The 15022-nt window shown below is 59.2% G+C and carries 13 protein-coding genes; 12 read left to right on the top strand and 1 reads right to left on the bottom strand.

The genetic code is table 11. The annotated features are described in order from the left end of the window. The first annotated feature begins 8 nt into the window (after positions 1 to 8). From ACRDT3_RS02905 to hutI, 6 genes are all read left to right on the top strand, one after another. Positions 9 to 1208: a glycine C-acetyltransferase gene (locus ACRDT3_RS02905; RefSeq protein WP_431491526.1), complete on the top strand. Its 1200-nt coding sequence runs from the start codon at positions 9 to 11 to the stop codon at positions 1206 to 1208. Positions 1209 to 1278: 70 nt separating this feature from the next. Continuing rightward, positions 1279 to 2295 (top strand): LacI family DNA-binding transcriptional regulator, encoded by a 1017-nt coding sequence (locus tag ACRDT3_RS02910; protein ID WP_431491527.1) that lies wholly within the window; start codon positions 1279 to 1281, stop codon positions 2293 to 2295. 134 nt (positions 2296 to 2429) lie between these two features. After that, positions 2430 to 3788 (top strand): ABC transporter substrate-binding protein, encoded by a 1359-nt coding sequence (locus tag ACRDT3_RS02915; RefSeq protein WP_431491528.1) that lies wholly within the window; start codon positions 2430 to 2432, stop codon positions 3786 to 3788. A gap of 68 nt (positions 3789 to 3856) precedes the next feature. Continuing rightward, a complete protein-coding gene (locus tag ACRDT3_RS02920) occupies positions 3857 to 4996 on the top strand; it encodes a carbohydrate ABC transporter permease (RefSeq protein ID WP_431491529.1) in 1140 nt (379 codons plus the stop codon). Next, a complete protein-coding gene (locus tag ACRDT3_RS02925; RefSeq protein ID WP_431491530.1) occupies positions 4993 to 5940 on the top strand; it encodes a carbohydrate ABC transporter permease in 948 nt (315 codons plus the stop codon). Before ACRDT3_RS02920 ends, ACRDT3_RS02925 begins: the two co-directional genes overlap by 4 nt. 135 nt (positions 5941 to 6075) lie before the next feature. Then, positions 6076 to 7263 (top strand): imidazolonepropionase, encoded by a 1188-nt coding sequence (gene hutI / locus ACRDT3_RS02930; RefSeq protein ID WP_431491531.1) that lies wholly within the window; start codon positions 6076 to 6078, stop codon positions 7261 to 7263. A gap of 894 nt (positions 7264 to 8157) precedes the next feature. On the opposite strand, the gene ACRDT3_RS02935 is transcribed toward hutI, so the two are convergent. Continuing rightward, positions 8158 to 8751, bottom strand: a complete 594-nt coding sequence (locus ACRDT3_RS02935) for a class I SAM-dependent methyltransferase (protein WP_431491532.1) — start codon at positions 8749 to 8751, stop codon at positions 8158 to 8160. A 131-nt stretch (positions 8752 to 8882) separates the two neighbouring features. On the opposite strand from ACRDT3_RS02935, the gene tpx reads away from it, so the two are divergent. From tpx to ACRDT3_RS02965, 6 genes are all read left to right on the top strand, one after another. Next, the gene (gene tpx / locus ACRDT3_RS02940) at positions 8883 to 9380 is read left to right on the top strand and encodes a thiol peroxidase (RefSeq protein WP_431491533.1); all 498 of its coding nucleotides are present in this window, start codon (positions 8883 to 8885) and stop codon (positions 9378 to 9380) included. Between the two features lie 456 nt (positions 9381 to 9836). Continuing rightward, the gene (locus ACRDT3_RS02945; RefSeq protein WP_431491534.1) at positions 9837 to 10739 is read left to right on the top strand and encodes an SIS domain-containing protein; all 903 of its coding nucleotides are present in this window, start codon (positions 9837 to 9839) and stop codon (positions 10737 to 10739) included. 9 nt (positions 10740 to 10748) lie between these two features. After that, on the top strand, positions 10749 to 11687 hold the full coding sequence (locus ACRDT3_RS02950) for an ROK family protein (protein ID WP_431491535.1): 939 nt from the start codon (positions 10749 to 10751) through the stop codon (positions 11685 to 11687). After that, entirely contained in the window at positions 11684 to 12616 is a 933-nt protein-coding gene (locus ACRDT3_RS02955) for a 1-phosphofructokinase family hexose kinase (protein ID WP_431491536.1), read from the top strand. Before ACRDT3_RS02950 ends, ACRDT3_RS02955 begins: the two co-directional genes overlap by 4 nt. Positions 12617 to 12627: 11 nt before the next feature. After that, positions 12628 to 13470: a class II fructose-bisphosphate aldolase gene (locus tag ACRDT3_RS02960; RefSeq protein ID WP_431491537.1), complete on the top strand. Its 843-nt coding sequence runs from the start codon at positions 12628 to 12630 to the stop codon at positions 13468 to 13470. Between the two features lie 207 nt (positions 13471 to 13677). Continuing rightward, positions 13678 to 14931 carry an extracellular solute-binding protein gene (locus ACRDT3_RS02965; RefSeq protein WP_431491538.1) on the top strand — a complete coding sequence of 418 codons (1254 nt, stop codon included), beginning with the start codon at positions 13678 to 13680 and terminating at the stop codon, positions 14929 to 14931. Positions 14932 to 15022: the final 91 nt, after the last annotated feature.

The following is a 15022-nucleotide window of genomic DNA, read 5'->3' on the forward strand; positions in this document are numbered from 1 at the left end:
CATTTGCAATGTACACGGATCTCAAAGACCAGCTTGCCGCCGAACTGGACGAGCTGAAGTCCTCCGGCCTGTTCAAGGCAGAACGCCACATCGACTCGGCCCAGTCCGCCTCCATCATGGCCGGCTCGCTGGGAGACGATGCACTTAAGGTGCTGAATTTCTGCGCCAACAACTACCTGGGACTGGCCGATAACCAGCAGATCATCGACGCGGCCAAGACCGCCATGGATGAGCGCGGCTTCGGCATGGCCTCGGTCCGCTTCATCTGCGGCACCCAGGACCTGCACCTGGAACTGGAAGCCAAGCTCTCGAAGTTCCTGGGTACCGAGGACACGATCCTCTTCTCCAGTTGCTTCGATGCCAACGGCGGCGTGTTCGAATCGCTGTTCGGCAAGGAAGACGCGATCATCTCCGATGCGCTGAACCATGCCTCGATCATTGACGGCATCCGGCTGTCAAAGGCCGCGCGCTTCCGCTATGCCAACCAGGACATGGCTGACCTGGAAACCCAGCTGCAGGCTGCCGCGCAGCTCAACGGCGGCAAGGGAGCACGACGCACCATCATCGTCACCGACGGCGTCTTCTCCATGGACGGCTACCTGGCTCCCTTGGAAGCCATCTGCGATCTGGCTGACAAGTACAACGCGCTGGTCATGGTCGATGACTCCCACGCCGTGGGCTTCATGGGCTCCACCGGGGCGGGCACCCCGGAACATGCAGGAGTCTCGGACCGCGTGGACATCTACACCGGCACCTTCGGCAAGGCCCTGGGCGGAGCCTCGGGCGGCTACGTGTCCGGCCGCGGCGAGATTGTCGCGATGCTGCGCCAGAAGGCCCGCCCATACTTGTTCTCCAACTCGCTGGCCCCATCGATTGTCGCGGCGACCCTCAAGGCGCTGGACCTGGTGGCGGATTCCGGGGACCTGCGCGAGAAGCTCTTCGAGAACGCTGCGCACTTCCGCCGCCGCATGACCGAAGAGGGTTTCGAATTGCTCGACGGCGAGCACGCCATCATCCCGGTGATGTTCGGCGACGCAGTCAAGGCCGCAGAGGTCGCAGGCAAGATGCTGGAGCAAGGCGTCTTCGTGACGGCCTTCAGCTTCCCGGTAGTGCCAAAGGGTGCCGCGCGCATCCGCGTCCAGCTCTCTGCTGCGCATTCGGCTGAGGATATCGAGGCCTGCGTGCAGGCATTCGTCGCCAGCCGCTGACCAGTGGGGTTTGCCCGACGCCGTGTTTCAATAGGGATTACGAGTTGGAAGAACCAAAGGCGGAGGGCTCATGGCTACCAGGGATGACGTGGCGCGCTTGGCCGGCGTATCTCCTAGTACCGTGTCCTACGTGATCAGCGGCCGGCGCACCATTTCCGAGGCGACCAAGGCCAGGGTCCTGGCGGCGATGCGGGAGTTGAACTACACCCCGGATGCATTTGCCCAGGGCCTGGCCGGATCGCGCCGGGGGATCCTTGCCCTGCACTTTCCCACCAGCGTGGACGGCTATTCTTCCACCGAGTTCGAGTACGTCACCGCCGCCATGGAGCGGGCCCGCGCGCTGGGCTACCATATGCTGCTGTGGTCCAACCCGATGACCGACGTCATGGGTTTGGAAAGCCTGGTCGGGCAGAAGCTGGTGGCCGGGGTGCTGCTGATGGAAGTGTCGATCAATGACCCGCGCTTCGATGTCTTGCGGCGCGCAGGCATTGCCTTCGCTTCCATCGGCCGTCCCGATGACAGTGCTGACCTGTCTTATGTCGATAATGATTTCGCCGAGGCCGGGCGCATCGCGGTGGACTATCTGGCGGGCCTCGGCCATCAATCCATCATGTACATCAACGTTTCCGTTGAAGACCAGGAAGCCGGCAACGGACCGGCCATCCGCACGGCCCGGGCCATCTCGGATGCCGTGCGCGTCCGCGGCATGTCGATGCAGGAAGTGCCGGTGGAGAACAACGCGCGCGGCGGCCGTGCGGCGCTGGATGCCTACCTGGATCTGAACCCGCGCCCCACCGCAGTGCTGGCGCTCAAGGAATTCGCTACCGCCGGTTTTGTCAACGCCGCGGGCATGGCATCGTTGCGCATCCCCGAAGACCTCTCGGTGATTGCACTGGGTGTCGGCGATCGATCGGCCGAAATGGTTGCCCCGGCACTGACCACGGTCGCCCCGCCGGGGGAGGGCATCTCCCATGCAGCGGTGGACGCACTGGTGCAGAAAATCGAGGGCCGTTCCCAGGGTGCCGTGCAGCAGCTGATCGCGCCGCTGATGACGGTCCGTGACAGTACGGGCGCGGCACCGCGCTGACAGTTCCGCGCCAATTTCTCCACGGTGTTCACCCATAACTGTTGACGCGCGTCGATGACCTGCGTCACTATTGAGGGGATCACTCGTGCCAGGCCGCCTCATCCGGCAGGGCATTACCCAACGTGGAGGGCATCATGACTAAAGCAAAACGTGGGCTGAAGTTCGCGCCGGTTATCTCGGTGGCAGCAATCGGCCTGCTCCTGGCCGGTTGCTCGGGCGGAGCAGACCCCAATGACCCCAACGCCTCCGGCGGCGGCGAAGCCCAAGTGGGCCAAGTCGACGGAGTCGTCGATATCTACGGTCCGGTCACCGGCATTGAAGCCGAACTGCTGGAAGAATCCTGGGCCAAGTGGTCCGAGGAGAACGGCATCAAGATCCGCTACACCGGCGACAAGAACTTCGAATCCCAGATCGGAATCAAGGTCCAGGGCGGCGACACCCCGGACCTGGCCGTCTTCCCGCAGCCCGGCCTGCTGCAGGCCACCGTGGCCCAGGGCAAGGTGCAGCAACTTCCCGAAGCAGTGCAGGCCCAGCTGCAGAGCAACTGGTCTGAAGACTGGCAGAACTACGGCAAGGTCGATGGTGTGCAGTACGGCGTGCCGCTGATGGCCAGCGTCAAGGGCTACATCTGGTATTCGCCCAAGCAGTTCGAGCAGTGGGGCGTGAGCGTGCCGAAGACCTGGGATGAAATGACCACCCTGGGTACCGAAATCTCGAAGCAGACCAATGAGCCGGCCTGGTGTGCCGGATTCGCTTCGGGCGAGGCGTCGGGATGGCCGGGCACCGACTGGATTGAAGACGCGGTCCTGCGCCAGTCCGGAACCGAGGCCTACGACAAGTGGGTTTCCGGTGATCTGGAATTCACCTCGCCTGAAATTACCAGCGCCTTCGAGTCCGTTGGAAAAATCCTGCTCGACCCCGACCAGGTCAACGCCGGATATGGCGATGTGAAGTCGATCAACGCCACAGCCTTCGGCGATGTTGGAACGGCCGTGGCCAAGGGAACCTGCCCCCTGACCCACCAGGCGTCCTTCCTGGAAGGATATGTCCTCGATTCCAAGAACGCCGATGGCAAGAAGGCTACCGTGGCGCCTGACGGAGATGTCTGGGCCTTCGTCGCCCCTCCAGCCAAAGCCGATGACCCCGTATCCGTCGTAGGCGGCGGCGAATTCGTTGCCGCCTTCTCCAACGATGAAGAAACCGCCAAGGTCCAGGAATACTTGGCCAGCGCGGATTGGGCCAATAGCCGTGTTGGACTCGGCGGCGTGATCTCGGCCAACTCCGGGCTTGATCCAGAAAACGCCAGCAGCGACCTGTTGCGCTCCGCTGTTGAACTGCTGCAGGATCCAAGCACCACCTTCCGCTTTGACGGGTCTGATCTGATGCCCAAGAGCGTCGGCTCCGATTCCTTCTGGAAGGGCCTGGTGGACTGGATCGATGGCAAGCCGACCAAGGAAGTGCTCGAAAATATCCAATCCGGTTATGACTCCTAGTCACCACCTTGTAAGCCGCCAACGGCCGGGGTTCCCGGCCGTTGGCGAGATTGTAGGAGCCTGAGACCATGTCCGAATTCTTCCAGTGGCTTGCTGGCGTGCCGCCGCTCGTCCAAGTGCCGGTGGTGCTGATTGCCTTCGCGATCTTGATCGCAGCGATCCTCGCCTTTGTCGAGGTAGCGACCAAGGGCGGACGGGTATTTGCCGTGGTGCGTTTTGCTGCCGCGGTCATTGTCCCGGTAGCGATCCTGCTGGTCCTGGGCCTGTACAACTCGGTGATGTGGGTGGCCGCGCTGGCCGCGGTGCTCGGCGCGGTGCTGTTCTACGTGGACCGGCGCTCGCGATCCGGCGCCGGCTCGCTGCTGCAGCTTTCCGGTTTCCTGGCTCCTGCCATGCTGCTGCTCGCGATCGGCTTGATCTACCCCACGGCCCGCACCGCCATCAGCGCCTTCATGGCCAATGACGGATCAGGCTTCGTCGGCCTGGGGAATTTCCGCTGGGTGTTCACCAGCCCCGATGGGCTGACCGCCCTGCTCAATACCTTGGTCTGGGTCCTGGTGGCACCTGTGGTCTCCACCATTATCGGCTTGGCCTATGCGGTCTTCATCGACAAGAGCCGCGGCGAGAAGTTCTTCAAGCTGCTGGTGTTCATGCCCATGGCGATTTCCTTCGTGGGCGCATCAATCATCTTCAAGTTCTTCTACGACACCCGCCAAGGCGAGCAAATAGGCGTGCTCAACGCGATCATCACGGCATTTGGCGCCAAGCCGGTCGACTGGCTCGGGCTCGAACCGTGGAACACGTTATTCCTGGTGATCATCCTGATCTGGACACAGGCGGGATTCGCCATGGTCATCTTGTCCGCGGCTATCAAGGGCGTGCCCGCAGAGCAATTGGAAGCCGCGTCCCTCGACGGGGCCAGCCCATGGCAGCGCTTCGCCAATGTCACCCTGCCGGGGATTCGCTCCTCGGTGATCGTCGTATTGACCACCATTTCCATTGCCTCGCTCAAGGTCTTCGACATCGTCTCATCGATGACCGGCGGCCGCTCGGATACGACGGTCCTGGCGTTCGAAATGGTGCGCCAGTTCCAGCTCGGGGCACGCACGGGCTACAGCTCGGCCCTGGCGGTCATCCTGTTCATCCTGGTGCTGCCGATCATCATCTACAATGTCCGGCAGCACAAGAAGCAAGGGGGAATCCGATGAGCACCGTTAGCGATTCCACTCGGCGCCTCTTGGCAGCCACCGAGAAAACCAGCGGGAAACTGCGCAAAGCCACCACCTCCCGCGGTGCCACCATTGCGGCGTTCATCATTGCCGCAGTGTGGACCATCCCCACCTTCGGCCTCTTTGTCTCCTCCTTCAGGCAAGCTGACGACATCAAGACCACGGGCTGGTGGACGGCCCTGTCTAATCCTTCTTTCACGCTGGATAACTATGCGCAGGCCTTTGCCTCCGGCGATAGCCTTCCGCTATCCAAGGCATTCCTGAATTCGCTGGTCATCACCATTCCGGCGGCGATTGTGCCGATTATTATCGCCAGCATGGCTGCCTACGCCTTCGCCTGGATCAACTTCAAGGGGCGAAATACGCTGTTCGTGCTCGTCTTCGCCCTGCAGATTGTTCCGATCCAGATGGCGCTGGTTCCGTTGCTCCAGCTCTTCTCGGACGGCCTGAAAATTGGCGGGCTGTACATCCTGCCGGGCTTGGGAGTCAACGGATTGGATGGCGCCTACGCCAAGGTCTGGATTGCCCACACGATCTTCGCCTTGCCGTTGGCGATCTTCATGCTGCACAACTTCATTTCGGAGATCCCGGACGAGGTCATCGAGGCTGCTCGCGTTGACGGAGCCGGGCACGGGAAGATCTTCTCGAAAATCGTACTGCCCTTGTCGATGCCGGCTATTGCTTCCTTCGGAATCTTCCAGTTCCTCTGGGTGTGGAATGACCTGCTGGTGGCAACGGTCTTCACCTCGGGCGGAGGATTGCCGATTACGAAGGCGCTCCAGGACCTCTCGGGTACCTACGGGCAATCCTGGGAGCTGCTCACCGCAGGCGCTTTCATCTCGATGATCATTCCGCTGACGGTCTTCTTCGCCCTGCAACGGTTCTTCGTGCGCGGATTGCTGGCAGGTGCCACCAAGGGGTAATCCTGCCTTGCATGAGAGCAATAGGGTGCCAGTCTGAAATCTCAGACGGGCACCCTATTGTTCTGCTCCATAGGCAACAAGCCATAGGTAGGCTCTTGCCTAAAGGATCGGAAATACCACAAAGGCGGAGCGCTCATGGCAACCTTGTTGCTTACCAATATTGGACAGCTGACCACGGTTGACGCGAAGGGCCGCGTGCTGGAAGACGCGGCGGTGCTGATCGAGGATGGACTGGTTGCATGGATCGGCAACATGGCGCATGCACCAGCTGCAGCGCACGAGATCGATTTGGGTGGCCGTGCGGTGTTGCCCGGTTGGGTTGATTCCCACAGCCATCTGATTTTCGGCGGCGACCGTGCCGAAGAGTTCGTGGCCCGCATGGCAGGCCAGTCCTATGCCGCTGGCGGCATCGCGGTCACCACATCGGCCACCGGGCAGCTCTCGGACAAGGAGCTGGCCGACGTCGTGGCTGGTCGCCGCCGTGAAGCACTTGCCATGGGCACCACCTGGATGGAAACCAAGACCGGCTACGGCCTGACACTGGATGAAGAGACCCGGCATTCCGTGCTGGGCAAGCCTCTGGTCGATTCCCTGACCTTCCTTGGCGCGCACCTGGTTCCTGCGGGATGGGATACCGATGAATACACGGATTTGGTAGCCGGTCCAATGCTTGATGCCGTGGCAGATAACGTTGAATTCGTCGATGTCTTCTGTGAACGCGGAGCCTTTACCGAAGAACAATCACGCCGGGTCCTGGCAGCCGCAAGGGGCAAGGGACTGGCGACTAAGGTCCACGGAAACCAGCTGGGTCCAGGCCCAGGGGTGAAGCTGGCCGTAGAATTTGGCAGTCATTCCGTAGACCACGTGAATTACCTGGATGACCAAGACATCCAGGCGCTCGCCGGAAGCTGGGCTGATTGGGACGCGGCTACTCGCACCGGTGCTCCGGGTACCGTCGCCACCTGTTTGCCAGCGTGCGACTTGTCCACGCGGCAACCGCTGGCACCGGGCCGGAAATTGCTTGATGCAGGCGTGCGAATCGCACTGGCCAGCAACTGCAATCCGGGTACCAGCTACACGAGCAACATGAACTTCTGCGTGGCTACCGCAGTGCTCCAAATGAACCTGTCCCTGGCTGAAGCCATCGAGGCGGCAACCTACGGAGGGGCACTCGCGCTAGGGGTTGCCGACCAAGTGGGATCTATTGAGATCGGCAAGCGTGCGGATCTGCATGTTCTTGACGCTCCGGTTGCTGCACATCTGGCGTACCGTCCCGGGATGAACCTGACCCACAGCGTGTATCGGGCCGGCAAAGCGATCTAGAGCTTTGCAGGAGCCCATCGAAAATCTGCTTGGATCGCGAACCCTGCTCAGCCCAGTTGCTATGGCGAGGAAGGCAGCGAATGCAACGGCGAAATGGGCATGCGCACCGCGCAGCAGTCGGAGCGAATCGTTGCAATTTCCATCAGCTGGGCCTCGTGCCCAGGGAAGGCGATAGGGACGGCAGGAATCAGGCCGTAAGGATTCCTCGGCCCCGAGCCGTGCCGCGGTTTGAATCCGCCTATGCCGTGAGCAAAATTGAGACGCTGTATTCTGTCCGACTGCTCGATGGAACCGATGAGAAGCCTTCAATACCTGCCCCTGCCGGCCACGCAGGTTAGGCACCCCCATTTCCCAACGACTGGTGGCGGCTTTTGGCAAGATTGAGGCAAGCCCTCGTGCCTTCCCTGACCGATTTCCTATTATTGTTTCCACTAGGTCAAGGAATCGGTGAACGTGCCCGCAGACATTGGAATTCTGGAGCTTCGCGGTTTTAAGCGGAAACGTTGAGGATGAATAGTGGATCCCAGGTGCCTTCAGGAAAAATCGGTCCATGGAATTGAACAACGTTGACACCTACCGACTAAGGTCACTGGGCGCTCTCGTGACCCGGGCCGGTGGCTTCCTATCGCAGGGAAATCAGCGTCTCGTGCCCGGAGCCACGGGCAATTCTCCCCGCTTGGCTTATCACGGTTCTGCATGGGGATGCCGACCGTCCCAATTTCACTGGAGAACAAAAGAGGCTTGCCGGAGGCGCGAGGAAACCGATGAAACGGTAGCTTCCATTGCGAATTCAGTTGGCTACGAAACACCGGTCGCATTCAAGCAGCGATTCCAGGCCCCGAAAATCTTGACGCCTGTTCGATACCGGGCGTCGTTTCGCAAATAGCCACGAGGCTAGGAAGGCAGAATGAATATTCCGTCTGGGCTCTCGAACCCTGAACGCTGCCCGGTGCGCGCGTACACGCTCACAGACCATTGGGAGCCAGAACGGTAGGGAGCTAAATGCCAGTCGGCGAATCGCTGCACGAGCTGTAGCGAAGTCCCTTCGCGAAGTTCGCCCTGGTCTTCTGGCCCACCTTTGGCGTTGCTGGTGGTTCCGATGACGAGTACACCCGAAGCGCGAATCACCTGATCGGCTAAGTTGAATATGCGCCTCAGCTCATCGAGAGAAATGAATGCCGGCACATTACCGGTCAACAATATGGCATCGTATGTCCCTGGCAAGGCATGATCGTTGAATGAGCTCATGATCAACTGGTTGGCTGATAGCTGTCTAAACCAGCTTCCATCGAATAATTCTCCAGCTACATCCAGCACTTGGGGCGTGGGATCTATGCCGTAGGCATCGTGTCCTAAGCGACGCAACGCATTGACGGTGTTGCCAACCCCGCAACCGATATCGAGTATTCGTGAATTGCGGCGGCAGAGCATGTCGGTGAAACGGGCGACTACTTCCAAATCAGTGCCGTCAAGGGTCTGAGCACGCATCTTCGCTGCATATGAATCGTAGTCGGAGACCATGTCCACAGTTTTGCATAGGAACGGGAGATGAGCGACTTGTTTGCGCTAGTAGGCTGAAAATATAGCTCAGGATTAGGCATTCGTGATAGACAAGACCTATGGCTAATACTGCTTTCAAGGGAACCCCTGTACAGACTATTGGTGATCTGCCGGCCGTTGGCTCGCAGGCTCCAGCTTTCACTCTCACCGACACCGGCCTTGCAGATGTCACCAGCGATTCGCTGGCTGGCCGTCGCGTTGTCCTGAACATCTTCCCGTCGGTTGATACCGGCGTTTGCGCTGCCAGCGTGCGTCGCTTCAACGAATTGGCTGCCGGCCTGGATAACACCACCGTGGTGTGCGTTTCTGCTGACTTGCCATTCGCACTGGGTCGCTTCTGCGGTGCCGAAGGCATCGAGAACGTTACCGCTGCTTCCGTCTTCCGTTCCGACTTCGGCTCAGACTACGGCGTCACCCAGATCGATGGTCCGCTGGCAGGCCTGCTGGCCCGTTCGGTTGTTGTCTTGGACGAAAGCGGCAAGGTTGTTTACAACCAGGTCGTCCCTGAGATCACCACCGAGCCAGACTACGATGCAGCCATCGCGACCCTGAACTAAAGATCAAATGCAGCGGTGACGATGCTTGGCAGCCCGTCAGAACTTCAGAGTTCAGGCGGGCTTTTTCGTGTCCAAAACAACTATCTCATCCGTTGGCAAAGCAATGTTGTCCTTCGGTGCTCTGGCCAGTGGGAGAGTCATGGACTATGAAGGGGACTCTGACCAATGCGATTCATAAGCGGTGAATTGGCAATCGACCAGATAGAGGGATCACGTGTAGAGCGATTTGATACTACGTTGTCTGAGCAGAGAGCTCTCCGTATCAGTGAACTGCTGCGATGCATTTGCACAAGTTGTGTAACGAGCGGCCACCAAAGGATTTCTTGGCAGGCATTCTCAAGACTCGATTCAAGCCCTATACTAATTTTAGATTGTTTCTGATTTTTATGATCCTAAAGTGATCATAAAACATCATCAAGTGCTTATAGGGCACGATCAACCCAAGGGAGTGAAGGCATGAGTGAGCAAATAGTGTTGGGCGCACATATGGAAGAAGAACTGGTTTCGCAACCTGAAATGTGGCGTCGCGCAATTGCACAGCAACAGGGTGAAGATCTGTTGCCGGCCAAGGGTGCGAAGGTTGCCGTAGTTGGGTGTGGCACCTCGTGGTTCATGGCCGAAGCATATGCCGTTGCCAGAGAAGCAGCAGGCTACGGCGTTACCGATGCCTTCGCAGCATCCGAAGCGCGAATCGTTACCCGCGATTATGATGCGGTAGTTGCGATTACTCGTTCGGGCACCACATCGGAAGTGCTGCAGCTGTTGGAAGAGCTCGATGGAAATATCCGCACTGTGGGCATCATCGGAGATGTGGACTCGCCAATTGTGGGCAAGCTCGATGCCGTAGTTCAGCTGCCTTATGCCGATGAGCAGTCCGTGGTCCAGACGCGTTTCGCCACCACCGCATTGGCTTACTTGCTCTCCAGCGTAGGGGAGGACCTGGAACACGCAATCACCCAAGCTGAAACCCTGGTGAATGCAGCAACTCCCCAAGAGCTTGTAGATGCGGAACAATTCACTTTCCTTGGACGGGGATTCGCTGTGGGCCTTGCCCACGAAGCCGCCTTGAAAATGCGAGAAGCTGTCCAGGGGTGGACCGAAGCCTACCCCGCCATGGATTACCGCCACGGACCGATTTCTATTGCTGCGCCCAACCGCGTGACGTGGATGCTCGGCGAGCAGCCCGAAGAACTGGACACCCAAGTGCGTAGCGCCGGGGCCATCTATATCAATGAGGATCGCCACCCGCTGGCCGAACTTGCCTACATTCACCGTGTCACCTTGGACCGCGCCCGTGCCCGCAGGATGGATCCGGACCATCCTCGTAACCTAACGCGCTCGGTGATCCTGGAAGGCTAGTACCCACTCATGTCCCAGCGCTATCTGCTCTTCGATGTGGGCGGCACCGATATTAAAGCCGGGCTGGCCACAGAAGAAGGTGAAATTCTCCGGGTATTGCGCGAGCCAACGCGAAAGGCTGCTCCGCAGTTGGCGGCGCAAGCTGTCATTGAGCAGCTTCGCGGACTTGCCTCACGGCTCAACGAAGCCAATGACCCGCTACCAATAGCAGCGGGGCTAGTGGTCTGCGGGCTGGTGGACCCTGCAACAGGGAGGGCGCTGTACTCGGCGAACCTCGGCTGGCGCGGCGTTCCGATGGGGCGCCTGGCATCCGAAGCACTTGAGCTGCCTGTGGGGTTCGGGCACGATGTAGCAGCAGCCGCACGCGCAGAACTGGAACTGGGAATAGGCGCCCATGACGAAGCTTTGCGGCGCAATAGCGCCATCCTGATCATTGGAACGGGCATCGCCTCGGCCCTGGTTGTCGATGGCCATCTGCTCAGCGCTGGTGGGCATGCCGGGGAACTGGGGCATGCTCCGGTGCCCGGAGGACTTGCTTGTGCTTGCGGTGCCACCGGTTGCCTGGAAACTCTTGCTTCCGCCGGTGCCATCGCCCGCCACTATGAGCAGGCCACGGGAATATCGGCTGGAGCCAAAGAAGTCTTCGCGGCCCGCGCTGCCGGAAGTGAAACGGCAACGGCCATTATCGCCGAAGCTATCGAAGCCCTGAGCTTCGCGTTGGCTCAACTCTGCTCATCAATTGCTCCCGAAGGGATCATCCTTGGCGGGGGATTGGCCCAAGCTGGGGCACCCTTCCTTGCTGAACTGGAACAATCACTGGAAAGGCGACTGTCCTTCCAACGCCGGCCGCGGATAGTCCATGCACAGCTCGGAGCGGAAGCGGGGCTGCAAGGTGCCTTGCTGCTTGCACGTCAGGCAGCGTTGAGCGGGGTAGGAAAAGGCGCATGATCCTTAGCTTCACGCCGAATCCTGCCATGGATGAAACCTATCTGACTTCTCAACTGAAGTTGGACGCCAGCCACAGGGTCACGCTGCAGCACCGCCAAGCAGGAGGCAAAGGAATCAATGTCGCCAAAGTGCTGCATTCCCAGAGCATCGACGTCGAAGCCCTATGCCCACTTGGCGGCAGCCTTGGCGAAGAATTCGCTCAGGAGCTGAAACATCGGGGCATCGCCCTGACACCGATTCGCACTTCGGTTCCCACCCGCCGCTCTATGGCCTTCCATGATGCTCAGGAGAATATCACGAGTATTTTCAATGAAGCTGGCACCGCGTTGGAAGCTGAGGACTGGGCGGGTGTAGAAAAAGAATATGAAGCCTTGCTTCCGAAAGTTCGAGGGGTGGCCATCTGCGGTTCCTGGCCACCGGGAACTGCGAAAGAAACAATCAGCAGGCTGATCAAGGCCGCAACCGGCCGCGAAATATGGACAATCGTGGATACCAGTGGGCCGAACCTCTTGCTCGCTGCAGGCTGCGGAGCGGTGCTTAAGCCCAATGATCATGAGCTGCGCGAAGCCACAGGCTGCGCCAGCTTGAGCGAGGGAGCACGAGAGCTGCTGCGCCTGGGCGCCCCTGAAGTCTATGTCAGCGCCGGCGCCCAAGGGCTGTACCACTTCACTAGCAAAACACCCGAGGTAGCCCACGCCAAGCTCAACAGAACGCTTTCGGGGAACCCTACCGGGGCAGGTGATTCTGCGGTGGCCGCCATTGCCTCCAGAGTGGAGCATCAGCTGAACCGAGAAGCGGTGCTGCGCCGGGCTGTGGCTTGGTCTGCGGCCACGGTGCTCATGCCCAACGCAGGAGTGTTGTCGCCTCGGCATCTTGAGCTGCTCGGCAACACCTCCTACCGCATTATTCCAGCATCTCAACAACTCTAAGGAGAACGACTATGCCGTTGGTTCCCACCAGCCAAATCATGAATCAGGCAGTAGAACAACGCCGCGGACAAGGAGCTTTCAACGTTATCCACCTGGAGACCGCCCAAGCCATAATCGGTGGAGCTGAGCGGGTCGGTCTGCCCGTGATCTTGCAGATAAGCGAGAATTGCGTGAAGTACCACGGTGGGCTCCACGCGATTGCCGCTGCGACGCTGGCCCTGGCCGAAACTGCAGAAGTGCCGGTGGCTGTGCATCTAGATCACGCAGAGGAAGAATCACTGGTGTACCAGGCGATGGATTTGGGATTTGGGTCGGTCATGTTCGATGGCGCCAAACTCCCCTTCGAACAGAACGTTGCGGCCACCGTACGAGTAGTGGAGGCTGCCCATCGCCAAGGGGTCTACGTTGAGGCTGAACTCGGTGAAATTGGCGGAAAGAACGGAGCCCACGCTCCTGGGGTACGCACCGACCCTGTTGAAGCAGGACTTTTTCAATCTCTGACGGGGGTTGATGCCCTGGCCGTGGCCGTAGGTTCCTCGCACGCCATGCTTGAGCGATCTGCCAGCTTGGACTTGCCACTGATTGAGCAGCTTTCATCAACGCTGGCCGTACCCATGGTGCTCCACGGGTCATCCGGCGTACCCGACACGATGCTGGTCAAGGCGATTCACTCCGGCATGCGCAAGATTAATGTTTCCACGCACCTGAATGGATTCTTTACCCGCGCCGTGCGTGATTGGCTCGAATCCAATCCGGATGCTGTTGACTCACGCAAATATATCGGCACTGGGCGCGCGGCCTTGGCCTCGGAAGCGGCGCGCCTGCTCCGCCTCTTTGCCTTGCTTGAGCACTGAACTGGCAAAGAAGCATGCATTAATGATTATTTATGAGGTTTTTAGAGCAAGTTAAATCTATAAATATCAAAATTTCCCTTGACCTGTGATCTGCAGCACTTCATACTTTTAGTGAATCTGACTTTTCTTGATTGATATTGCCAAGAGAGGTCACGAATTATTCACACTTGCATCGATGCAAAAGCATCACAGCGATGAGGAGCAACCATGAAACGTACGACGCGAACCGGGGTTCTCGCCCTTTCAGCAGCGGCGGCATTGCTACTGACCAGTTGCGGATTTTCTGATAATGGCGACGGATCCGCGGATGCTTCAGGTGGCAATACGACCTTGAACATGCTCGTACCGACCTACTCGGATGGCACCAAGGGCCTCTGGGAGGGCGTCATCGCCGACTTCGAAGCCGAGCACGAGAACATCGACGTTAACCTCGAAGTCCAGTCCTGGGAAAATATCGAGGGCGTGCTGAAAACCAAGTTGCAGGGTGGACAAGCTCCCGATATCTACAACGGTGGAGCCTTCGCGGAGTTCGCTGCCGAGGGACTGCTTGCACCGGCAAGCGACATCGCCTCGCAGGAAACCATCGATGATTTCCAAACGACTTTTGCGGACGCGGAGAAATTTGAGGACATCCAATATGGCTTGCCACTGATCGCTTCGGCCCGCGCTCTGTTCTACAACAAGGCCCTGATGGACGAAGCCGGCGTTGACGCCGTTCCTACCACCTGGGAAGAACTCCATGACGCATCGAAGCTGATCAGCGAGAAAACCAAGGCCGATGGTTACGGGATGCCTCTGGGCAGTGAGGAAGCCCAGGGCGAATCGCTGATTTGGTTCGCCGGAAACGGTGGCAGCTTCGGAGATTCGCAAAAGATCTCGGTGAATACGCCGCAAAACCTTGAAGCGGCCGAGTTCATGAAGAAGATGATAGACGACGGGGTCACCCAGAATGATCCAGGTGCCACGCAGCGTACGCCGATGCTCAACACGTTCGTCCAAGGCAAGCTCGGCTTCGCCTATGCGCTGCCGCAGACAGTCGGGCAGATTGAGGACGAAAACCCGAAGCTGGACTACGGTGTGGCTGCCGTGCCGACTAAATCCGGTGACCCTGCAACGCTGGGCGTTGCCGATCGCTTGATGTCCTTCAAGAATGACGGCAGCAAGTCTGCAGCCGTCAAGGAATTCATGGACTACTTCTTCTCCGCTGATGTCTACACCGATTGGGTGAGCACCGAAGGATTCTTGCCAACGACGAAGTCCGGCTCCGAGAAGATGGCTGGAGACGAAACACTCAAGCCATTCCTCGACATGTTGCCTAACGCCGTTTTCTACCCGACGACGAACCCGGCATGGAACGCCACCGATGGTGCTTTCAAGTCACTGATGGGTGAATTGGGGACCGGCAAGTCTGCCCAAGAAGTACTCGAGAGCATCCAAGCCAAGGCCGACGCCGCAAGCTAGGAACTGCTACCGGAAGCATTCCACGGCAGGCCCGGCGTCACAGCGCCGGGCCTGCCGTGCCGGAAAACCGAGAATCTCCGGTCCTAGGGTT

This window comes from Glutamicibacter sp., assembly GCF_050701915.1.
Classification (GTDB): domain Bacteria; phylum Actinomycetota; class Actinomycetes; order Actinomycetales; family Micrococcaceae; genus Glutamicibacter.